19 protein-coding genes and 1 tRNA gene are annotated in these 20992 nt (G+C 47.5%); 14 read left to right on the top strand and 6 right to left on the bottom strand.

Annotation, left to right across the window (positions count from 1 at the left end):
* Positions 1-92 precede the first annotated feature (92 nt).
* Positions 93-1637, bottom strand: coding sequence for a DUF5312 family protein (locus HMPREF0860_RS06830; protein WP_156005602.1), 1545 nt, complete (start codon positions 1635-1637; stop codon positions 93-95).
* 41 nt (positions 1638-1678) lie between these two features.
* Between HMPREF0860_RS06830 and HMPREF0860_RS14235 the strand changes: the two genes are divergently transcribed.
* The 8 genes from HMPREF0860_RS14235 to HMPREF0860_RS06795 all read left to right on the top strand — a co-directional run bounded on the left by HMPREF0860_RS14235 (position 1679) and on the right by HMPREF0860_RS06795 (position 8624).
* Positions 1679-1804 (top strand): hypothetical protein, encoded by a 126-nt coding sequence (locus tag HMPREF0860_RS14235; protein ID WP_269207993.1) that lies wholly within the window; start codon positions 1679-1681, stop codon positions 1802-1804.
* Positions 1805-1907: 103 nt separating this feature from the next.
* Positions 1908-2984 carry an acyltransferase family protein gene (locus HMPREF0860_RS06825; protein ID WP_038080397.1) on the top strand — a complete coding sequence of 359 codons (1077 nt, stop codon included), beginning with the start codon at positions 1908-1910 and terminating at the stop codon, positions 2982-2984.
* 166 nt (positions 2985-3150) lie between these two features.
* On the top strand, positions 3151-3945 hold the full coding sequence (locus HMPREF0860_RS06820) for an IclR family transcriptional regulator (RefSeq protein ID WP_021329509.1): 795 nt from the start codon (positions 3151-3153) through the stop codon (positions 3943-3945).
* Between the two features lie 255 nt (positions 3946-4200).
* Complete coding sequence (locus HMPREF0860_RS06815) at positions 4201-5223, top strand: sialidase family protein (RefSeq protein ID WP_021329505.1); 1023 nt, start codon at positions 4201-4203, stop codon at positions 5221-5223.
* Between the two features lie 66 nt (positions 5224-5289).
* Complete coding sequence (locus HMPREF0860_RS06810; RefSeq protein ID WP_021329440.1) at positions 5290-6264, top strand: Bug family tripartite tricarboxylate transporter substrate binding protein; 975 nt, start codon at positions 5290-5292, stop codon at positions 6262-6264.
* Positions 6265-6419: 155 nt separating this feature from the next.
* Complete coding sequence (locus HMPREF0860_RS06805) at positions 6420-6881, top strand: tripartite tricarboxylate transporter TctB family protein (RefSeq protein WP_162147001.1); 462 nt, start codon at positions 6420-6422, stop codon at positions 6879-6881.
* A gap of 17 nt (positions 6882-6898) precedes the next feature.
* Positions 6899-8395 (top strand): tripartite tricarboxylate transporter permease, encoded by a 1497-nt coding sequence (locus HMPREF0860_RS06800; RefSeq protein WP_021329512.1) that lies wholly within the window; start codon positions 6899-6901, stop codon positions 8393-8395.
* 156 nt (positions 8396-8551) lie between these two features.
* A tRNA-Asn gene (locus HMPREF0860_RS06795) sits at positions 8552-8624 on the top strand.
* A gap of 272 nt (positions 8625-8896) precedes the next feature.
* Here the strand turns inward: HMPREF0860_RS06795 and HMPREF0860_RS06790 are convergent.
* Both HMPREF0860_RS06790 and HMPREF0860_RS06785 read right to left on the bottom strand, forming a co-directional pair.
* On the bottom strand, positions 8897-10552 hold the full coding sequence (locus tag HMPREF0860_RS06790) for a peptide ABC transporter substrate-binding protein (protein ID WP_231364267.1): 1656 nt from the start codon (positions 10550-10552) through the stop codon (positions 8897-8899).
* A complete protein-coding gene (locus tag HMPREF0860_RS06785) occupies positions 10536-11954 on the bottom strand; it encodes a TP0584 family protein (protein ID WP_156001993.1) in 1419 nt (472 codons plus the stop codon). Before HMPREF0860_RS06785 ends, HMPREF0860_RS06790 begins: the two co-directional genes overlap by 17 nt.
* Before the next feature lie 108 nt (positions 11955-12062).
* On the opposite strand from HMPREF0860_RS06785, the gene HMPREF0860_RS06780 reads away from it, so the two are divergent.
* Together HMPREF0860_RS06780 and HMPREF0860_RS06775 are read left to right on the top strand one after the other, a co-directional pair.
* Positions 12063-12359, top strand: coding sequence for a BrnT family toxin (locus HMPREF0860_RS06780; RefSeq protein ID WP_021495611.1), 297 nt, complete (start codon positions 12063-12065; stop codon positions 12357-12359).
* Positions 12334-12630, top strand: coding sequence for a BrnA antitoxin family protein (locus HMPREF0860_RS06775; protein WP_021329478.1), 297 nt, complete (start codon positions 12334-12336; stop codon positions 12628-12630). Before HMPREF0860_RS06780 ends, HMPREF0860_RS06775 begins: the two co-directional genes overlap by 26 nt.
* 55 nt (positions 12631-12685) lie before the next feature.
* On the opposite strand, the gene HMPREF0860_RS06770 is transcribed toward HMPREF0860_RS06775, so the two are convergent.
* Entirely contained in the window at positions 12686-13861 is a 1176-nt protein-coding gene (locus tag HMPREF0860_RS06770) for a DUF8086 family protein (protein WP_021329500.1), read from the bottom strand.
* Positions 13858-14739, bottom strand: coding sequence for a hypothetical protein (locus HMPREF0860_RS06765; RefSeq protein ID WP_021329441.1), 882 nt, complete (start codon positions 14737-14739; stop codon positions 13858-13860). The genes HMPREF0860_RS06770 and HMPREF0860_RS06765 overlap by 4 nt, the downstream gene beginning before the upstream one ends.
* A gap of 171 nt (positions 14740-14910) precedes the next feature.
* Between HMPREF0860_RS06765 and groL the strand changes: the two genes are divergently transcribed.
* Entirely contained in the window at positions 14911-16539 is a 1629-nt protein-coding gene (gene groL / locus HMPREF0860_RS06760; RefSeq protein ID WP_021329427.1) for a chaperonin GroEL, read from the top strand.
* A 100-nt stretch (positions 16540-16639) separates the two neighbouring features.
* Here the strand turns inward: groL and HMPREF0860_RS06755 are convergent, their stop codons facing one another.
* Complete coding sequence (locus HMPREF0860_RS06755; RefSeq protein WP_021329461.1) at positions 16640-17650, bottom strand: GntR family transcriptional regulator; 1011 nt, start codon at positions 17648-17650, stop codon at positions 16640-16642.
* 142 nt (positions 17651-17792) lie between these two features.
* On the opposite strand from HMPREF0860_RS06755, the gene HMPREF0860_RS06750 reads away from it, so the two are divergent.
* The 3 genes from HMPREF0860_RS06750 (at position 17793) to HMPREF0860_RS06740 (ending at position 20990) form a co-directional block, all read left to right on the top strand.
* The gene (locus HMPREF0860_RS06750; protein WP_021329454.1) at positions 17793-19112 is read left to right on the top strand and encodes an ABC transporter substrate-binding protein; all 1320 of its coding nucleotides are present in this window, start codon (positions 17793-17795) and stop codon (positions 19110-19112) included.
* A 133-nt stretch (positions 19113-19245) separates the two neighbouring features.
* On the top strand, positions 19246-20145 hold the full coding sequence (locus HMPREF0860_RS06745) for a carbohydrate ABC transporter permease (RefSeq protein WP_021329528.1): 900 nt from the start codon (positions 19246-19248) through the stop codon (positions 20143-20145).
* Positions 20142-20990 carry a carbohydrate ABC transporter permease gene (locus HMPREF0860_RS06740; protein ID WP_021329386.1) on the top strand — a complete coding sequence of 283 codons (849 nt, stop codon included), beginning with the start codon at positions 20142-20144 and terminating at the stop codon, positions 20988-20990. The genes HMPREF0860_RS06745 and HMPREF0860_RS06740 overlap by 4 nt, the downstream gene beginning before the upstream one ends.
* The last annotated feature ends 2 nt before the right edge of the window (positions 20991-20992 follow it).

Here is a 20992-nt window from a genome sequence, read left to right as displayed (position 1 = left end):
AACGCTTTCGCAAAAAGCCGCCGTGCGGTAATGTTTTCAAGCGGCGGGAGCGGATGCGCCTGTGGGGACGAATGAGTGCAAAACGGCGACCGTTACTGCGCTGCCCTTCCCATACAGGTTTGCATGAGCGTCGCAAATACGTAGATCTTTTGATAGACGGCAGCTCCGATTTCATAGGGAGGTTTGTCGGAAGCTCGCTCGATTTCTTTCCAGTTTGTGATCACTTCCGGCGATTTTTTCTTTTCGTCTTCGATAAGCCATTTTATCATTTTGCCGATGGCGACGAGATTGCGCGTCGATTTTACGATATACGTTTTTGCCTGTTCGTTCGATTCGCCTACAAGCCGATTGATGATCGCCGCCGCATCGGGTGCGTGCTGCGTACGCGGAAGCAGCGTTTTGATTTTTAGGCCGACTTCTCCGTCTTCGGCAAGTCCGTTATCGAAAGCCGTGATCGCTTCGGATGCGGAAAGCAGATCGTTATATGCGTTCGACATCGGCATCGACACGGGGGTCGATACCCAGGCGCCGCGCACGAGGACGAGGTCGCAGTATTCGCGTATGTCTTTTTTAACAAATTCGATAAGAAAGCCTTTGACGTAATTGAGCGCGTCGCAGTAGAGATAGCCGGCAAGTTTTTTCTTTTCAAGCGTGGAACTGTTTTCAGCGATATAATTTTTCAAATATGAAACGGATGCCGTATTGAAAAGCTTTACGAGCAGTTCGTTTACTTTGCCGCTCGTTGCAGCCGATTCGAGTTTTTTAATCGCAGCCGTCGTTTCGAGTTTGAATTTGGTAATAAACGGTTCGACGATATTCGTCGTGATATCGTTTAAAATAGGCGTGTAGTCGGGATCCTGCGTGATCAGCTGTACCGTCATGTCGAATACGCCCGTCGCCTGTATGTGCTGCATTTTCGATACGATCTTTTTCCATACGCCGATCGGAACGGGTTCGACTCCGCGTATGTCTTTGAGCATTTTTATCATGGGCGCCCAGTCGATGTTTCCCGTTATGTTCCACATGAGCGTCGTAAAATCTTTGATATCGTCGGCGAGGTATTTGCCGTCCGTTTTTTCAAACTGCGGCGGTATGGAAAAATCCCGTTCGACTAGAGACGCGTTAAATTTTTTCAGCGTAAAATAATAATCGTACGAACAAAAATCTTTAAAGCACAGCAGCTCTTTGTACCGCTGTTCGATCATCGTCGTTCGATCGAGCGTGAATTCGTCGATAAACGCTTGGAGCCTCTGCTGCACGTATGCTGTAAACCGATGAAGCGGCATCGTTTTGCTTTTTTCGGCAATTGCTTCCTGCGTCAGTTCTTCTTCGATTTTGCGCTGATTATCGGAAAGAAAATATTCGATAATTGCGACTTTCATCGCATTTTGATTTTTTGTGTTTTGAAATAAAAGCTGCGCGGGCGATACGGCTTTATAGATTTCGTAGAGGAGTTTTGCAAAACCCGGCAGCACTTCGCCGCTTCCCGTTTTATAAAAACGATAGTGCGATTTCGAAAGGCGTTTTGCAATCGCTTTCAACTGCCGTTTTTTTTCGTATTCGGGATCGTCGGAACCTAAAATCGACGCGAGTATTTTTTGAATGAAATTTCCGCCGGATGATTTTGCTTTCGTCATAAAATCTGCATATATCATAGCTTGAACGATGAGTTTTGTAAATGTGCATACGGCATACGCCCGGCCGGAGCGGTGCCGAAGGCAGACGCGGAGAGAGCGAAGCGAACGGAGCGGCCGAGCGTGAGCGGGCCGCGCAGGGCGGGATGGCAAAACAGTGTCGTCCGTAATGAAAGCTGACAAAATAATTGCATGGGGTTATGTTCGGTTGATAGACGCGCCGGTGCACTGCGTTTATACTGTGTAAACAATAATTGCAAAGGTGTGAAATGTATGAGAAGACATTATTTGGATAACATCAGATGGATGACGGTGTGCGCGGTCGTCATCTATCACGTGATTTATATTTACAACGCTGTTATGCCGCCGTACCGTCTTATCGGCGCATTCTCCGAAACGCAGGTGCAGGACGCTTTGTTGTATATTTTGTATCCGTGGTTTATGATTTTGCTTTTTATCGTTGCGGGAATAAGTTCGCGTTGTTACCTTGAAACGCATTCGATCCGCGATTTTGTGCGTACGAGGACGCACAAGCTGCTTGTGCCGTCGACGATAGGCTTGCTCCTTTTCGGCTGGATTCAGGGCCGGCTGAATATGATCCTCGCCGGCGGATTCGACGGGATTCCCGATACGATGCCGCGCGTCGCCGTATTCGCTATTACGGTCGCATCGGGAACGAGCGTTTTATGGTTTATACAAATGCTGTGGCTTTTTTCGATGCTGCTTGCGCTCGTAAGAAAATTCGAAAAAGGTGGCCTGTACGACTTGTGCGGTAAAGCGAATGTTTTCGTGCTCCTTCTTTTGGGTATCCCTCTTTACTTTTCGGGGTTCGTTTTAAACACGCCTGTCGTCCCGGTGTACCGCTTCGGCATTTACGTTGTTTCTTTTTTTCTCGGTTATTTTGTATTTGCGCACGAAACTCTTATCGACCGGCTCGGTAAAATCGACATCGCACTCGGTATTGCGGCATTGCTGTCGGGAGCGCTGTATCTCTATCTGCATTACGGCGATGAGTATGCCGTTATGCCGACCGTCAATTCCGTTTCGGCGGTCATCTATGCGTGGCTCGCTTCGTTTGCATTTTTAGCGCTGATGAAGCGCCGTTATGACCGCGAGTCGGCTTTTACGCGTTTTATGACAAAACGGAGTTTCGGCTTATATGTGTTCCATTATTTTCCGCTGACGCTTACGGCGTGGCTCCTTGCGCGGTACGCAAAGATTCCCGCAGTGCCGACATACGCGATTGCGACTTTTGCTTCTTTTTTCGGTGCTTTTTTGCTGTATGAAGCGACGGTGCGTATTCCCTTTGTCAGGTGGTGCCTGCTCGGCATAAAAAAGAGTACGCGGTAAAAAGGTCGGTTTGTTTTTTGAAGCCGATGATTTTTTGTCTATGGCGCAAACGGTTCGGGGTGCGTTTGTCAAATAAAAAAATTGAATTGACAAATTCCGCATCATAAAATACACTTGCCTTTGCCGTGAAGTAAAAATCTACCGAATAATGCATAAAGGATACTGTATGGTAAAAGATAACAGCAGGCAGTATACGGAAACAGAAAACGGTACAAAGGTAAAATCGCTTGAAAAAGCGCTGACCGTTTTGGAATGCTTCGATTCGCTTACTCCCGAATTGGGAATCGCACAAATTGCGGAAAAACTTCAATTAAATAAAAGTAACGTTCATAATATTATTTCTACCTTTGAAAAAAAAGGTTATCTTGAACGCGATAAAGAAAGCAAACGTTATCGGCTCGGTTTAAAGCTTTTGGAATATACCTATATTATCAATAAAAATTTATCGTATCAAAATACGGCTTACGATATAATCTCGTATGTTGCAAAAGAATTATCGTTTATTACTTATTTTGCCGTTCCGCAAAAAGACCGAATTTTTTATTTGAACAGCGCTTATCCGCCGGGAAAAACGGTTTTGTCTTCATACCGGATAATTATCGGAGAAACGGCGCCCTATTATTGTACGTCGTTAGGCAAAGCGATGCTTGCATTTATGGATAAAAGCGATATAGACCGTATATTAAAACTTCCGCGTAAACGTTTTACTGCGAATACGATTGTCGATGAAAAACTTTTATATGCGGAATTGAAAAAAATATATGAATGCGGTTATTCCATCGATAACGGCGAACATGAAACAGGCATAAAATGCATGGGGGTTCCCATTTTATCCTGCACGGGGAAAGTTGTCGGTGCCATCAGCATTTCGGGTGCTGCGTTGAATTTTGACGAAAACGAAATTCATCGCTATTTGCAGGTTTTAACTACAGCTACGCGTGAACTTAAAAACTTGTTTTAACGCTGACGTTTTTGTCCGGCACAATATCCGAAACGTATATTTTTTTCTTGACAGATTTAAATTCATGATATAGCATGTTACAAGAGAATATCGTTCTCTATTACAGAACGATATTTAGTTGATTGTTGTGGAATTTAGCATTACCAGTGGCGTATGACCCACGATGATAACTTTGTTCGATAAAAACGGTAATTTCGACACGGAATCAAATCGGCAGCCGGTAAAACGGTTGATCGCTAAAGATAATAGCTGTTTATGAAAACGGTCATAAAAAAGAAAGAATTCATAGGTGAGCAGTCTTCTTCGGCCATGTGCCATGCTTCGTCTCTGCTGCCGCTTAATGCCGGAAAAATCCTGGCGGCATGGTTCGGCGGTTCTCACGAAGGCTCTCCCGATACGGGCATATGGTTTGCCGTACGCGAAAAAACGGGATGGAGCGAACCGGTGCTGTTAGCGCAATCCAATGAAGCTCATTGGAATCCTGTTTTGATGAAATCGGCGGACGGCGGCATCATCTTGTTCTTTAAAGTGGGGCAGCGTATTTCCGAATGGCGAACACTTTTTTGTTCTTCATTCGACGAAGGGAAAACCTGGACGGCTCCGGCGGAACTTGTGCCTTTTGATCGCGGCGGAAGAGGGCCCGTACGCAATAAGGTTCTTCGCGTAAAGTCCGGCCGTCTTCTTGCACCTGCTTCCATAGAGACGGGGCTATGGAAAGCTTTTTGCGATATTTCCGACGACGAGGGAAAAACGTGGCGAAAGAGCGCGGAAGTCCGCATCGAAGGACTTGTGTATGAAGGAGACGAAAATCTTAAAATAAATTCGACCGTTGCGGTCAGTGCGCAGTCTTTCCGCGGCAGGGGCGTCATTCAGCCGACATTGTGGGAGTCCGAGCCGGGAAAAGTACATATGCTGCTTCGCAGCAGCGAAGCTCGGATTTTCCGGAGTGATTCTTCGGATAACGGGGACGTGTGGTGTCCTGCCTATCCAACTGTTCTTCCGAATAATAACAGCGGAATCGATTTAGATAAAACGAGTGACGGTACTCTTTTTTTGGTTTATAATCCGGTGGGAGAAAATTGGGGACCGCGTACTCCTATAACGCTTGCCTGTTCCCGCGATAACGGAAATGAATGGCACACTGTTTGCGATTTGGATACGGGAGACGGCGAATTTTCGTATCCGTGTATTGTTGCTGAAGAAAATATGCTCTATATAAGCTATACATGGAAAAGAAAGGCGATACGTTATTTTGAACTCGAATATATCGGTGCCTAGTTAACAAGGGATACAAATGAGCTAAGCTCATTTGAAAATACACATTATTGTAGGGGGAAAGTAAAGATGAAATCAGGTAAAATTTCAACTTTAGCATTGATTATCGTATTGGCTGCGGGAATCATGACCGCTTGTAACGCATCAAAGCCGTATCCTGCGGCAAAAGATATCACCGTTATTATTCCGAAGGGAGCCGGAGGGGGAACCGATATTTCTACCAGAGGCGCTTTGCAATATTTGGGAAAATATATAGATAATGCCAAATTCGTTTGCGTGAACAAACCTGACGGAGGCGGCGTTACGGGAATGATGAATACGGCCCTAGCTAAACCGGACGGTTATACGCTCGGCGCCGTAACCGTAGAATTGGCTATGTTTCCCCATCAGGATAAGTGCAAAGTAACCTATCAGGATTTTGCGCCCATTTTTGCGCAAATCGCAGCCCCTGCCGCTTTAATTGTTCCTTCCGATTCTCCATACAATACTCTGGATGAATTTGTCGCATACTGTAAAGCGAATCCCAGAAAAGTACAGATGGGAAACTCAGGCATGGGAGCGATATGGCATGTTGCGGCAATGAGCTTTGAAAATGAATTCAATGTGGAACTCAAACATGTTCCGTATCCTAACGGTACGGCGGATATTATTGCGGCTCTTGTCGGAGGACATATCGATGCCACTCTTGCCGATCCTTCCGGTGTACTGGGGCAATACAAAGCGGGAAAAATTAAAATCCTCTGTGTTATGGCTGCCGAAAGAAGCAAAATATATCCGGATGTGCCGACCTTCGCCGAGTTGGGACACAATATGACGATTCGCGCTTGGGCGTGCATTGTCGCTCCTAAAGAAACCCCTGCCGAAATTCTGTCCGTACTCAGGAATGCTGCCGCAAAACTTGTCGAAGATCCGGACTATCAAGCGTATATGATTAAACAAGGAATCGATCCGGTAAACATTGTAGGCGAAACCTGCTACGAAATGATGAAAGCGGATCATAAAATGTTCGGTGAAATGCTGCCCAAAATAGAAGGTTTAAATTGAACGTCTGAAATAGCACCGTTCAATTTAACTTCGAGTTTTCTTCCGAAAACTTGCGGATATACGTGTGCGCGCACGCGCACCAATTGCACGGCTCCTAAATCCGAAGATTTACTCGCTGTGCAATTTTTAGGAAGGTATGTAATAATATGTCGAATATGAAACGGTGGAATTACATTATTTCGGTCGTTATGTTTGCCTTTGCTCTCGGCGTAATTTTTCTTTCACGCTCTCTTCATACTCCTTCCAAAACGGGGGATCCCGGTGCAGACGTATGGCCGTTGATGTTGGCCGGCGTTTTGATTTTTTTGGCATGTTTATTGACCGTATTAACCACCGTCAATTCCAAAAAAGAATCGCAAAAAACATTTTCTCTTTTATCGCGGGCAAATATTCAAGTGTATATTTTTATGGGATTGACGGTTCTCTTTTGTGTGCTGATGTACGTTTTCGGAATAATCATTGCCGCCCTTGTGTTTATTCCGGCTGCAATGAGAATGTTGGGAATTAAAAGCCTCAAACAAATGCTTATCGTCGATTTTATCATTGTTCTTTCGATATATATTATTTTTCAGCTGCTGCTTAAAACGCCGCTGCCGGCTCCCATCTTTATGCGTTAAGGAAGGTAGGTTAGCGTATGGACTTGATTTACGAGGCATTGCGCAATATATTTATACCGATTAATATTTTAGGCCTTATTTTCGGAACAGGAGCCGGAATAGTTATCGGCGCATTGCCGGGACTTTCCGTCAATATGGGGATCGCCTTACTCTTCCCGTTGAGTTTTGCCTTCTCCGGTGTCGGCGGCATTTTAATGCTGTTAGGAATTTATTGCGGCGCTATCTACGGCGGATCCGTTTCGGCAATATTGCTCAGAACACCCGGTACGCCGGCATCCGCCGCCACAACATTGGACGGGTACCCGATGGCGGTAAAATACGGTCAGCCCGGCAGAGCTTTGGGCTTGTCCACTATGGGCTCCATGTTCGGTGGAATCTTCAGCGCCGTATGTTTGATTGTATTTTCTCCGCAGCTGGCGAAGGTCGCCTTGCAGTTTTCAAAGCCGGAATATTTCGCGTTGGCGATATTCGGCATAAGTATTATTACAAGCGTTTCCGCCGGATCCATGATTAAGGGGATTATGGGCGGTATTATAGGATTGCTTATAGCTACTATCGGCATAGATGCGATGAGCGGAAAACTGCGTTTTACCTTCGGCTCGACTTATTTGCTGGGCGGTTTATCTTTTGTACCTGTCCTGATAGGACTCTTTGCTTTTTCGCAAGTTCTTTTAAATGTTGAAGAATGTTACGGAAAAGAGCAGGTAAAACAAAATATTAAAATCCGCAGAGTGCTTCCCAAATTTGATGACATAAAAGCAACTTGGAAAGCTTTGCTGCGTTCATCCGCTTTGGGAACCGTTATCGGCTGTATCCCAGGTACCGGCGGCGATATCGCATCTTTTATTGCCTATGACCAGGCAAAACGGTGGAGTAAAGGAAAGGAGAAATTCGGCGACGGCGCTCCCGAAGGCATTGTCGCACCGGAATCGGCAAACAATGCTGTTTCCGGAGGTGCAATGATTCCGATGCTCACGTTGGGAATCCCCGGTGACGGCGCAACCGCTATTATGCTCGGTGCGCTTTTAGTGCAGGGAATGCAGCCCGGTCCCTTGCTGTTTATCCAGCAGCCCATAGAAGTGTATTCGATTTTTATCGGCTTGCTGTTGGCGAATGTAATTATGGGGGCAATGGGATTTTCTTTAATACGCTTGTTTGCAAAAGTGATTAATATTTCAAAGACGATTTTGCTGCCGATTATTTTTTTGCTTACATTCGTAGGGGCATTTGCCTATAATAATTCGATAATCGACGTTTTTGTTATGGTCGGGTTCGGGTTTTTAGGATACTTTCTCAATAAAATGGAATTTTCCATGTCTTCTATCGTAATCGGTATTATTTTGGGAAGCATGGCCGAAGCCAATTTTAGAGGTTCTTTAATTATGAGCGACGGCAATCCGTCGGTATTCCTTACACGCCCCATATGCGCGATATTTTTAGCCGTCGCTTTTATTTCGTTATGTTCTCCGCTTTTCGGCATTTTGATAAAAAAAGTGTTTCATAAAACGAACTAAAATACCGTGCAACACAAAAAAGCTGTTCGGAACTTTCTGCCTGAACGGTTTTCGGTCAGCTTTTTTATTCGCGCGGATGGTTATCTCACATGCCGCGCGTAACTATTGACTTTTTTTTACGCTTTCACTACTATTGTTTTTACGTTTGAAAAACGTGCTCCCTTAGCTCAGCTGGTAGAGCAATGGACTGTTAATCCATGTGTCGCAGGTTCAAAACCTGCAGGGGGCGGAAAGTCGTACCATAGCAGGTACGACTTTTTTATTTAGCAGACGACGGTACATTGCCGATACATCAGGTTTTGAACCGGAGCCGCCGCGCGAAGCGGAAAGCGCACAGGATGTGCGCGGCAGGCGGCGGAGGCGGCCCGGAGCGAGCATGCAGGAAGCATGCGAGTAGAGGGCAAAACCTGCAGGGGGCGAACAGCTGTCGTAATTCGACGGCTGTTTTTGTTTAACAAACAACGAAGTGTCGCCGATATGTCAGGTTTTGAACCGAGAGTTTTACCGCGAGACGATGTTCGGGAGTGGAGCGGTCTTCCGCTTTTTGTACAGATATTTAAACGGGTGAATGTCGAATGCATTCGATGACCAGCCGCCCGTCGTTTCCAAATCGATTACATTGAGGCTCACCGGATGCGATATGGGGAGCACTTCGCCCGAATCGAGCAAAAGCTGTTCCGCCCGCGCAAGCAGTTTTGTCCGCTCTTCTCCCGTATAGAGCGCGGCTTCTCCGAGCAGTTTGTCGTATTCGGCGTTTTTCCACTGTGCGACGTTGAGCGTCGATGCCGAGCGGAATAGTTCGAGGAATGCGAGCGGGTCGGCAAAATCGCCGATCCACGTATACGAAAAGAGGTCGGCGTCCCATGACGGAATGCTTTCGAGGTAGCGATGTATCGGAGAAGTTTGTACCGACACGTCGACGCCGAGCGCTTTCCATGCTCCTGCCAAAATCTCGGCCTGCTTTTTCATATAGTCGGTGTCGGGGATTCCGATCACGAGCGGAAGTCTTTTGCTTTGCGCAATGCCTGCCTTTTTTTTCGCATCGGCCATCAGGGATGCAGCTTCATCCGTGTCGGTATAGGTAAATCCCTCAACCTGCGGATAGCCGTTTATCGGATAGACGAGGGTCGGTGCTTTGACGAAAGCTTGCGAACGGAGTTCATCCCACGGTACGGCTTCGAGGAGGGCGGCTCTCAGATCGGGATTGTTCCATACGCTTTTTTTTCTGCATCTGAAAAACAAATATTCCGTCGCGAACTCCGCGTTGATCTGCGCGCTGTCTTTGTCGAGAAGCTTTTGAACGGTGACGTTTCCCGCTATCCAATCGGCGATTCCCGTGTTGAATAAAAACACGTTTTCATCGGCGTCATCGCTCTGTACGATTGCAATCCGCTCAATGTGCGTATGCTCGGCGTCCCAATAATTATTATTTTTTATTAAAATTATTTCGCCTGCCTCATTCTGCTGCATGGAAAACGCGCCGCTTGAAACGCTTTTGTCTTTTTTGCAGACGACGAACGCGCTGTGGCACAAAACACGCGGCAAATATCCTGCAGGAGACGCGAGCTCAACGACGAGCGTCGTGTCCGAAAGCGCGCGTATGCCGACCGCATCCCGTTTGCCTTTTCCGTTTCGATATGCGGCCGCTCCCTCGATGATGTCGAACATAGACGAATAGGGTGCGCGCGGTTCCGCAAGTAAATCGAGCCATGCATCGCACACGTCTCGTGCCGTAATAAGAGAGCCGTCGCCGAACTTGGCGTTTTTGCGGAGCGTAAAAGTCCAGCGCTTTTTATTTCTCGAAATGCGGTAACGCACTGCAAGCGCGTTCTTCGGTTCGAGCGTTACGGGGTCGTAGGAAAAAAGCCCCTCGTAGAGCGATGAGAGGATCTGCGATTCGGAGCTGTACGAAGCCGTGTGCGGGTTCAAATCGTATTCGTGCACCGGAACGATGATCGTAAAATTGTGCTGCAGCGCGGGATCGATATCTTCCGCTTCGAAAAAAGCGTCGTCGTTACTATCGCTTTCGGAAATGTTCGTGTCGGGGACGTCGTGCGTTTGCGAAAAGAATGGTGTCATACACAGCAGTACGGCAAAAAGAACGATGCGGGATTTTTTTACGAAATCTATTTTATTAAAATCAAAGCGCATCTTCATCGATTCCCAATTTTTCCATTTGCATTTTTTCTTCGATAACGGCTACGTATTCCGCGCGTTTTTGGTTCGTTTTGACGAGCGTATTTTTCATCGTAACGAGTTCCATTTTCATCCCTTTGATTTTATCTTTGTCCGCTGCGGCTACTTGCGATTTAAAATATTCGTCGAGCGCATTCAGCTGTAAAAGAATTTCCCAGTTGTCGGCAAGCTGCCGATTGACAAACCCCAATACCGTCTCTTCCGCCGCTGCCGCGATTTTTCGGAACTCGTCGCCCTGCGTATCGGCGAAAGATTGCAAAAACTGCTGCTTTCGCACGAGGAGCGCAAAAAACGTATTGTATTCGATTTTTTTCGTTGTACGCGCTTCATTCTTTTGATTTACGATGACCAATTCGTATTCTTCCTGCGCCGCTTTTAAATTAAAGGCTTGGCGCAGCGCTCGTTTTAATTTATCGAAAAAGCCGTTGTGCTCCGATATGAGGACGGCATGATTCGAATCGATTTTTGCGATAACCTGTTCGTATTGCGGTGCGAGCGCCGAAAGCGAAAGTACGGTGTCGAGCAGCATGGCTCGCGTGTTCACTTTTTGCTTTACTTCGCGCACCGTTTTTTCCGTGACGCGCAGGCGAGAGAGAGCTTGCTGGCGAAATTGTTCTTTTTCAGGAGAACAGTCTTCTTTAGCGATTTCTTGAATCAATTCGGCGTAATATTGTTTTTTATCGAGCAGCTTCGGGAAGAGCCGCTTGATTTCCGCGAGTTCCGCGCTGTACGAAGAGAGCGTCGTTTTATCGAACGCCGGATTTTCGAGCACTTTTTTGCGGACTTCAAATTTATAGGATTCACGCTTGAAATTTACCAAATCGGTCAAACCCGAATAAATCGCCGAAACGGCCGTGCTGCTTTTGTTAAGCGAATCGCTTATGAGGCTCAAAACCATCTGGGGCGCGTGGACGTGCGCTTCGTTTACGAGCGTCGCGAGTCCCCGCGTGTTTACCTTTGAACTGTTGATTGAAAACGCGCGCCAGTCGATGCAGGTTGCCAAATCGAGCAGACGTTTCGTCTGCGCCAAATCGAGCCGGTCGGTCGAAAATTTATAATACGTGCACACGAATTCGAGCATACTTTCATAGTCGGAAAAGCGCGTACCCATGACGATGGAACGCTCGTTCTCCATATATGTCGATTCGTCCGGCAATACGATTTCCGTGATTTTCTTTTCAAGCTTGTACGGATCCGGTTTGATAAGCGCGCGCTGAACGAGCATGGTATACATATTTTTGACGCAAGTATGGAGCAGTTGAAAATTCGAAAGTACTCCGGGCAGCACTTTTGCATTTAAGTTTTCCGTTTTTTCCGCGATCGCCGTTTCGAGCGCGCCGAAAAAAGTCTGATTATCGCTCATACTTCTATTATCGTAACTTTTTTGCGAAAAATCCACCGAAAATACGAGTGTTTAGCGCGCGGCAAATTTGCGGATATATAAGTATTTCTTGATTTACTCTGCAGCGTGATGTATAATTTTATCGGGATTCGGATAATGCTGTTTGAATGGGATGAACATAAAAACAGAGAAAATAAACGTAAACACGGAATTGCATTTGAAGAGGCTGTCCGTGTTTTCGCCGATCCGAATTTGAAGATAGTGCTTGATTCGGAAGAATCGGAAATTCGGTGGCATGCCGTCGGTTTTGCCGATAAAATGCTGTTTGTGGTTTTTACGGAACGCGAAAAAAATGCTCTGCGTATTATCTCCGCGCGCAAAGCAACCAAGAGAGAAATATATGGCTATAAAAACGATGACCTTTGAAGAAATTAAAAAGCTGCCGCCGCTTATGAAAGAACGTATTAAAGAAATCGACGATTTTAAAAACACCGATTTTTCCGATTGTCCGGAACTTACCGATGCGCAGCTTAAACGCTTAAAATCCGCATACGATATTCATCCCGAATGGTTCGACGATACAAAGACTACCGTACAGATTACCATAGATAACGATATTTTGGCTGCGCTCAAAGCGGAAAGCACGGAATATCAGTCCCGCATCAATGCAATTTTACGCAAAGCCGTTTTGGAATAGATACGATAAGCAATAAGCTGCAATATATATTCGAGATGTGTACATTGCACAATTCTTACCGAGGGGCATCGGAAACGCTTCCATAGAGGATCGCGTCCAAATCGACGGAGAGAAAACCGCTTTTGTCCGTTTTGTAAAAATCGCTTTTTTCCCACGCCGCGTACATCGTCGTACCGGAAACGGCGAATGAGGTGTATGCATAGCCTGCGGGAAGTTTCGGCAATCTGAATGCGACGGGTTTTCCGTCGTTTACGATATGTCTTCCGTAAAGCGCGCCGCTTGCGTACGTCGTACCGTCGCCGAACATGAGGCAGGCATAGGTGTCGGCGATGAGCGCGTTCGCCGAAAGCGGTGAGGCATCGTCGTTTTGCATTTGATTTGTATAACGCCGCGGCGAGTGTCCGCCTGCTGTTCGGCATTCGACGAAAAACGCCGTATCTTCGTCGACGAGCGATGCAAGCTCCTGCAGGCGTTTCGGGGCGAATGCGATGTTGACCGGCGCCGCCTGCGATCGGTATGCGTCGGCGTCAGTTTCGGAGATGAGGAGATCGTTTTTTGCCGATGCAGGCGAAAGCGAAAGGAGCGGGATTTTCGGCTGTACGGACAGATATGAAAAATCGGTTTTTTCTTCTGCCGATTTTTTTACCGAACATACAAAAACGTTTCCGTCCCACACGAAATCGGTTATCTCAGACTCGGCGGGAAGGGCGAGAGCCGTGCACGTGATGAGCGGGTAAAAGACGCTCGACGCCGTATCGAAGAGAACGAGAAAGTGATGCACGCCGCCTGTAGCGTTGTTTGCAAGCGATGCATTGAAAAAGGTGCTTTTATACAGGGAAAAAATCGGCGTATCGTTTTGGAATACGAGATTGCCGGCCGTTCTGTCGGCAAAAACTGCGGCGTCCGTATACAAGCGGAAGGTGCCGCCGGTAAAGACGATCATGCCGAGCCTGTTGACGACGGCGTATGCGCAGGGCGCTTCGTTTCCGTCGCCGATCGCGCTCGATGCCGATGAAATGCGTACGGCTTCCGTCCACGGTTTTTCCGCCTGCATCGGTGCGCGCCTTACGTCGTCGATTGCTTTTATCGCTCCGCCGTCAAAACAATACCACGTGTGAGCTTTTTTCCCCGGAGCGGTGTCCGAAGAAAGGAGCGGGGCTTGTCGATTTTTTCCGCTGCACGAAGCGAGCGAGAGGACGGCGCACAGTACGGCTATGTATCTGCATTTCATTGCTCCCCAGTGTATAGCGGTACGGCCGATATTGCAAGTGCCGGAAAGCCGTCCGCGCGGTACTGCACTGCGGCGATACTTTGGATCGTGTACAAAAAGCTCGTAACGCCGGCTTTTTTAAGAAGTGTTTTTCCCGTTCGGCGATGCGTGCGGTAAAGCGGAATATACTGCGGAATAAAAAGCGCATGCGCTGCTCCTTCTCCGGTATGTATTTGGTGCTCGCCGGCTTCCGTACCGTCCGATTGCGGCACACCGATTTCTCTCGTTTTTTGTTCGAGTTCCGATATCGTAATAAGCGCCGTCTTTTTCATCGAAAGGAGCGACGCGCCGAACGAATGTTCCGCGATCGCAGTGCAGACGGTTTCCGTATCCGCTTTCCACGGATCGTAGGGATGTTCCGTGTCGGCAGATTTTTCGGCAAGGGCATCGCATAATTTTTTCCAATTGAATGTCGCAAGATATGCGCCGTTCGCCGCTTCGTTTGACGAGTAGAGCCGCATACACACAAAAGCTGCAAAGCCGCTTTCCCAGCCGAGTTTTCTTTCATGCGGCCAGATGCAGCCTGCGGGTTTAAAAAATAAGGCGGCCGTTTCGCCGTGACGGCTTATCGGCTGAGCGATTACGGTGAGCGGACGGTCGGCTGCGGCTTCGAGCGTTACGTTTTTCACTCCCGCTTCAAGGCGTATGACGCACTCTGCCTGTGCGCCTCCCGCGTACCGTATTTCCCAATAGGCGAGCGGCGGAAATTCGGCGCACTCGTCCGGCGGCCATGAAGGAAGCGAAAACGTAACCGCTTCCGTTCGGTCGAGCGGATTTTTGCACGACGCTATCCCCGTTCCGAGCAGGATAAGGGCGAATAATATCGATATCTTTTTCATGCAATATAAATCGCCGAAATCTTATCGTTTTACGCGGTTTTTTTATCGATTTCCCGTAAAACCTGTTGCCATATTGAGAAATTTTTTATATCTTTAATATAAGTCAGCATTAACTTTAATTGCGAAAAAAAACGATGCATTAAAGACGATTTAGTAAGGAGTTGCATTAAAATGGCTAAACAGTTGTTATTCAATGAAGATGCCCGCAAAAAATTGCTTGCGGGAGTTGAGCAGATTTCGAAAGCGGTAAAAGTAACGCTCGGACCCTGCGGCCGTATGGTTATGTATGACAAAAAATACGGTTCGCCGGTTATCACGAAAGACGGCGTTACCGTTGCAAAAGAGATCGAACTGCAGGATCCCTATGAAAACATGGGCGCTCAATTTGTGCGCGAAGTCGCATCCAAGACGAACGACGATGCGGGCGACGGCACGACGACGGCGACCGTTCTCGCTTATGCGATGGTCCGCGAAGGCGTAAAAGCCGTTGCAGCCGGCATGACGCCGATCGAAGTAAAGCGCGGCATGGACAAAGCCGTCAAGCTCGTCGTCGACGAAGTCAATAAAAATGCAAAACAGGTAAAAGGCGAGGAAGACATCACGCACGTCGCGACGATTTCCGCAAACAACGACACCGAAATCGGTAAAATGCTTGCCGACGCGATCGCAAAAGTCGGAAAAGACGGCGTCATCACCGTCGAAGAATCGAAAAACATGGATACGACGGTCGACACCGTAGAAGGTATGGAATTCGACCGCGGCTATATTTCGTCGTATTTCGTTACCGACCGCGAACGCATGGAAGCCTCTTACGACGACGCGTATATTTTAATCCACGACAAAAAAATCTCCACGATGAAAGATTTGCTTCCGATTCTCGAAAAAGTCGCGAACGAAGGAAAGGCACTTATCATCATCGCTGAAGACGTCGACGGAGAGGCGCTCACGACGCTTGTACTCAATACGATCCGCGGCACGATCAAATGCTGCGCGGTAAAAGCGCCCGGCTTCGGCGACAGACGAAAGGATATGTTGCAGGACATCGCGATTTTGACCGGCGGACAAGTGATTACCGAAGAAGTCGGCCTTAAACTCGAAAGCGCCGAAATCAATATGCTCGGCAAAGCGAAAACCGTCAAAATCGACAAAGACAATACGACGATCGTCGGCGGTGCGGGCAAAAAGAGCGCCATCAACGAACGCATCGAAGAGATCAAAATGCAGATCGAAAAGACGACGTCGAGCTACGATAAAGAACAGCTGCAAAAACGCCTCGCAAAACTTTCCGGCGGAGTTGCGGTCATCAACGTCGGCGCAACGACGGAAACGGAAATGAAAGAAAAGAAATTCCGCGTCGAAGACACGATCGCGGCGACCCGCGCAGCTCTCGAAAGCGGCGTCGTTGCAGGCGGCGGACTTGCGCTGCTCGAAGCATCGAAAGTTCTCGAAGCGATTCCTTCCGAAATCAGCGAAGACGAAAAAGTCGGCTTTAAGATCGTAAAGCGCTCGTGTGAAGAACCGATCCGCCAAATCGCGGACAACGCGGGCATCGACGGTGCGGTTGTCGCGGAAAAAGCGAAAGCCGAAAAGAAAGGCGTCGGTTACGATGCGGCGAAAGACGAATGGAAAAATCTCGTCGAAGCGGGTATCATCGATCCTGCAAAGGTTACGTGTTCCGCGCTCACGAACGCGGCGTCGATTGCGGGTACGCTTTTGACGACCGAATGCGCGATCACCGATATCCCCGAGCCGAAAGCGCCGCCGGCAGCACCGTCTCCGGATATGGGCGGCATGTATTGATAAGCGGATGAACCTGTGCGCGCACGCGCACAGGTTGCTTTGTAAACTCGGCAATCCGAAAGCGCCGCGAACGATGCGGTGCTTTCAAGCTTTGTTTTTTTTATATCTTTTGTTGCAGCGGTTCGGGAAATTTTCCCCTCCGCCACTTTTCGATAAGCACTTCGCTCAGCCGATGACCCAATTCTTTAAACGGCGGGGCAATCGTTCGTATCGGTTCCAAACCGGGCAGCGTAAAGTACGCATCGTCGGCATCGTACGCGAGTACGATTTTCGGTTGGATCTTTTCCTGCAGACATAGCATACCGAAAAAATAATTTGCGGAATAATCGCTGATAAAAAATCCCGCTTTATTTCCGTATTCGTGAATAGCGCGTATCACTTTATCGTAAACGTTTATCTTCGATAACTGAACATAGGTCACCTCCGGCATAAACGATCCCGCATAGGTTTTTTGTATGCCGTCATAGAATCCTTTGAAGCGCTTGTTTTCCTGTGGATAGCAACCGAGTACAAAATAGCGTCGACAGTTGTATTTGTTTAAGATGCATGCCGCTTCATAGGAATGTTTGTAGTTATCCGTTTGCACTGCCGGCATGACAGGGAGCGAATCGATGATGATGTCGCCGACAAGCGGCAGCCCTTCGCGTAGCACATAGTAAAACGGCAGAGCAGCGTTTGTAAAAGACAGCGCGATGATGCCGTCTGCATTGAGCGACAAGAGATATTCGCCGAACAGAAGCGATGACGTATTTTCAAATGTATTCATTTTAAATACGACGTCGATACCGTATCTGCTGCAGTTTTGTTTGGTTCCTTCGAGAAAGGATGCGTAAAAATGATAGTCTTGTTTATTTGACAGGACAAGTATTTTTTTCCCCTGCAGCGAACTTGGAGCCGACACGGTATTTTGAATTAAAATGCCGGTACGCGGCTTTGATGTGACGACTCCCTCTCTTTTCAACTGCGTTATCGCTTTTTGTGCGATCTGCAAACTTACGGAAAAAGTATCGGCTATCTCTCTGACGCTGAGATATCGCCCGCCGCTTTGATAATTCGTTTCGATATCGCGCCGTACCGCACGGTACAGCTGTTCATAGACGCGTTTCGGCATCGCTTTTATCGTACTCCTCGTATTTATTATATTCTAAAATCTGTTATGTTACAATATAAAAAGTATCGGTTTTATTAGAATATTTTCTTTACCGAACGAGAGAATACGGAGTAGGATATATGTGTTCACATTAGGAGGTTGTATGAAACGTATTGTATCGATATTGTGTATGTCGGTTCTTTTGTCGGCAGCCGTATGTGCACTGGGCGGAAACGATACCGGAGAAAAGATAAACCTTGTATGGTATCAATGGTTCGACGCGGAAACGCAGAAAAACGAATTGACGCCGATTGTACAGGAATTTGAAAAAGTAAATCCGAACGTACACATCGAGCTTGCGGCTATTTCGAGCGAAACCTATTGGGATAGGCTTGCACTCGATATCGCGAGCGGAGTCGAAGGCGATATCGTCACGCTCGATACCGGTGCCGGTTTATACGGCTATTATTCGCAGCGTGAAGGCGGAGCGTTTTTGCCGCTCGATTCGTACATAAAAGGAAAAGTGCTCGCCGACGGGACGGATCTCGAAAAAGACGTATACCTTATCAATTCCGTAAAGATAGACGGAAAAGTGGTCGGTTTGCCGTATATTATGTTCAGCGCTCCGATGACGGCGTACAGCAAGTCGAAGCTTGCGGCGGCCGGCATAAAACCGGAAGCGCTCGCGTCATGGGATTCGTATTACGATGCGGCAAAAAAATTGACAATCGATGCGAATAAGGACGGTACACCCGACGTGTACGGTTGGGGGCATCCGACCTTTGTCGAAACGCTTAGTCGGTGGTGGCACATGCATTGGCTGTGGACTGCCGGCGGCGGTATTTTCCCGAAAGAAGCCGGCCCGTATACCCCCGATCGATTGATTTTCAATTCTCCTGAAAACAGTAAAGCGGTTGAATTTATGAAAAAAATGTATCGGGATACGGCGCCGCAAGGGACGAAAACCGTTACCGATATTCACGCGATGTTTTGCAACGGTTCCGTTGCGACATGCCAAGCTGCCGTATGGACGATCGCAAATTTCAAGTCGATGATGAGCGACAGCCGTTTTGCCGATGATTTGGGTTTTGTACCGTTTCCTGCATACGGAGCGGGTAAACCGCCGGTACTTGTGTCGTGGGGTAATCCCGTCGCGATTTCAACGAAGTGTAAACATCCTGCCGAAGCGTTTGAATTTATCGCGTTTTTGCACGGTAAATATGCGCAGAAACTTGCGATGCGCCGTGCCGCGCCGACGAATAAACTTGTGTACGACGACTATGCGAAAATTCAGCCGAAGCAAGCGGAATTCATACGGCAGTGCCAAAAATTCGAAATGCGTAACGTTCCCGATATCAAGCAGTGGAATCAATTCGATCATATCATTCAAGAAGCGATTTCGAGCGCCCTGCTCGGCACTCGCTCGGTAAAAGATGCGCTTGATTGGGGGCAGAGTGAAATGGCGAAAGCACTGAAAAATTAACCGTTTACGAAAAGTCCGTTTCGGTTGATTTTAGAGATTACCGACGATTCCGTCCGCAGTGTTGCGGACACAGTGCCGTCCGCGCTGCCGTTGCCGACAAAGCACGGACGCATTTTGATTTTTTCGAGGTACTATGACGCATAATTCAATACGTATACAAAAGGAAACAAGTACGATTATACAATTTGTTTTGCCCGCACTTATCGTGCTTTCTGTATTCGTATTTATTCCGATTTTGCAGACGATCGCGATGTCGTTTCAGCAATGGTCGCTCGATGCGAGCGCAAAGAACCATCCCTTTATCGGATTAAAAAATTATTTCGATATCGTCGGGTTGTCGCAGTTTAAAACAATGGGAGCGGCGACGGCGGGATATACTGTTCTTTGTGTTTTCGGAAAAATGATTATCGGTTTGCTCGTCGCGTTGTTGCTTAACAAAGATTTTCGCGGCAGGCCGATTGTGCGAGGACTTATGCTTATCCCGTGGGCGATGCCGTCCGTCGTCGTATGCAATATCTTTCTCATAGCGCTCGATCCGAATTACGGTATTTTGAGTGCGCTCATTTCGAAACTGCCGTTTGTACACGAACAATTTCAAGTGTTCAACGGCAAAGGCAGCGCTTTTGCCGCAGTAACGCTCATCGGGATTTGGAAGAATTTTCCCTTTATCGCGCTCATGCTTTTGGCCGCCCTTGGCGGTATTCCGCACGATTATTACGATGCCGCAGCGATAGACGGAGCGGGAATCTTTAAACGGTTTCGCTATATTACGTGGCCGCAGATAAAGCCGATTTGGAATACGCTTCTCATACTGCAGATTTTGTGGACGATAAAGGAATTCGAACTCGTTTACTTGATTACAAAGGGCGGCCCCGATAATGCGACAGGCGTTATCGGTATCGATATCTATCTCAACGCGTTTAGATTCTATAAAGTCGGTATGGCGTGTGCGGAAGGCGTACTGCTGCTTGTGTTTTGCCTTATCTTTTCGCTCATTTATTTTCACAATCAAAGCAAAGAGGATGCGCTATGAAAAATCCGAAAGCGATAGTATTCGATAGTATAAAATATCTGTCGGTTATCATCGTATGTATCGCGGTATTGCTTCCATTCGTCATCATGATTTCGTATTCGTTGCGGACAACGCAGGATATTTTTTCAATGGATCACGGACTGCTGCCGAAGCATCCGACCTTTGAAGCGTACAGAAATGCATTGACGACATACAATTTCAGCGGCTCGGGTTTCGGTACGTGGTCGTGGAACAGTTTTTGGGTGTGCCTTTCGGCGACTTTTATCGCAATCGGTTTTTCTGCAATGCTCGGTTATGCCATCTCGCGTTTTCATTTTAGATTAAAAAAACCGCTGTGGTTTTTGATTGCGCTGACGCAGACGATACCGTGGATCATCATCCTCATACCGTATTATATGCGTATCGCACAATTGAAATTGATCAATAACCTTTCCGTACTGATGATCACGTACGCGGCCGTATTTTTGCCGACGAGCGCGTGGCTGTTTGTCGGTTTTTTCAATAATATTCCGATCGATTTGGAAGAGGCGGCAAAGATCGACGGGTGCACGCATTGGGGTGTATTTTTGCGGATTATACTTCCGCTTTCGCTTCCGTCCGTTTCGGCGATCTCGCTCGTCGCGTTTGTGACGGGATGGGGCGATTACCTGTTTGCATCGACGATGCTCAAGCGTGCGGCGCTATGGACACTGCCGATGGGGCTGACGAGTTTTCGCGGAGAATTTTTTATTCAATGGGCGGAGATCATGGCCATGAGCACTATCGTCACGGTACCGATCGTCGCCCTGTTTATTTATTTGCAGCGCTATCTCGTCGATTTGATGGCGGGAGGAGTAAAAGGATAATT

This window comes from Treponema socranskii subsp. socranskii VPI DR56BR1116 = ATCC 35536 (assembly GCF_000468115.1).
Classification (GTDB): Bacteria; Spirochaetota; Spirochaetia; order Treponematales; family Treponemataceae; genus Treponema_D; species Treponema_D socranskii.
The sequence above is the reverse complement of the archived record's forward strand: the minus strand, read 5'-3'. Positions and strand labels throughout refer to the sequence as shown.

Bases quoted from the DNA above. Each gene is read 5' to 3' on its own strand.
- HMPREF0860_RS06765 (WP_021329441.1), bottom strand. From the start codon at position 14,739: ATGAAAAAGATATCGATATTATTCGCCCTTATCCTGCTCGGAACGGGG.
- HMPREF0860_RS06790 (WP_231364267.1), bottom strand. From the start codon at position 10,552: ATGAAGATGCGCTTTGATTTTAATAAAATAGATTTCGTAAAAAAATCC.
- HMPREF0860_RS06815 (WP_021329505.1), top strand. From the start codon at position 4,201: ATGAAAACGGTCATAAAAAAGAAAGAATTCATAGGTGAGCAGTCTTCT.
- HMPREF0860_RS06755 (WP_021329461.1), bottom strand. From the start codon at position 17,650: ATGCCGAAACGCGTCTATGAACAGCTGTACCGTGCGGTACGGCGCGAT.
- HMPREF0860_RS06800 (WP_021329512.1), top strand. From the start codon at position 6,899: ATGGACTTGATTTACGAGGCATTGCGCAATATATTTATACCGATTAAT.
- HMPREF0860_RS06745 (WP_021329528.1), top strand. From the start codon at position 19,246: ATGACGCATAATTCAATACGTATACAAAAGGAAACAAGTACGATTATA.
- HMPREF0860_RS06785 (WP_156001993.1), bottom strand. From the start codon at position 11,954: ATGAGCGATAATCAGACTTTTTTCGGCGCGCTCGAAACGGCGATCGCG.
- HMPREF0860_RS06810 (WP_021329440.1), top strand. From the start codon at position 5,290: ATGAAATCAGGTAAAATTTCAACTTTAGCATTGATTATCGTATTGGCT.
- HMPREF0860_RS06825 (WP_038080397.1), top strand. From the start codon at position 1,908: ATGAGAAGACATTATTTGGATAACATCAGATGGATGACGGTGTGCGCG.
- HMPREF0860_RS06830 (WP_156005602.1), bottom strand. From the start codon at position 1,637: ATGACGAAAGCAAAATCATCCGGCGGAAATTTCATTCAAAAAATACTC.
- HMPREF0860_RS06770 (WP_021329500.1), bottom strand. From the start codon at position 13,861: ATGAAATGCAGATACATAGCCGTACTGTGCGCCGTCCTCTCGCTCGCT.
- HMPREF0860_RS06820 (WP_021329509.1), top strand. From the start codon at position 3,151: ATGGTAAAAGATAACAGCAGGCAGTATACGGAAACAGAAAACGGTACA.
- groL (WP_021329427.1), top strand. From the start codon at position 14,911: ATGGCTAAACAGTTGTTATTCAATGAAGATGCCCGCAAAAAATTGCTT.
- HMPREF0860_RS06805 (WP_162147001.1), top strand. From the start codon at position 6,420: ATGAAACGGTGGAATTACATTATTTCGGTCGTTATGTTTGCCTTTGCT.
- HMPREF0860_RS06750 (WP_021329454.1), top strand. From the start codon at position 17,793: ATGAAACGTATTGTATCGATATTGTGTATGTCGGTTCTTTTGTCGGCA.
- HMPREF0860_RS06740 (WP_021329386.1), top strand. From the start codon at position 20,142: ATGAAAAATCCGAAAGCGATAGTATTCGATAGTATAAAATATCTGTCG.
- HMPREF0860_RS14235 (WP_269207993.1), top strand. From the start codon at position 1,679: ATGTGCATACGGCATACGCCCGGCCGGAGCGGTGCCGAAGGCAGACGC.
- HMPREF0860_RS06780 (WP_021495611.1), top strand. From the start codon at position 12,063: ATGTATAATTTTATCGGGATTCGGATAATGCTGTTTGAATGGGATGAA.
- HMPREF0860_RS06775 (WP_021329478.1), top strand. From the start codon at position 12,334: ATGGCTATAAAAACGATGACCTTTGAAGAAATTAAAAAGCTGCCGCCG.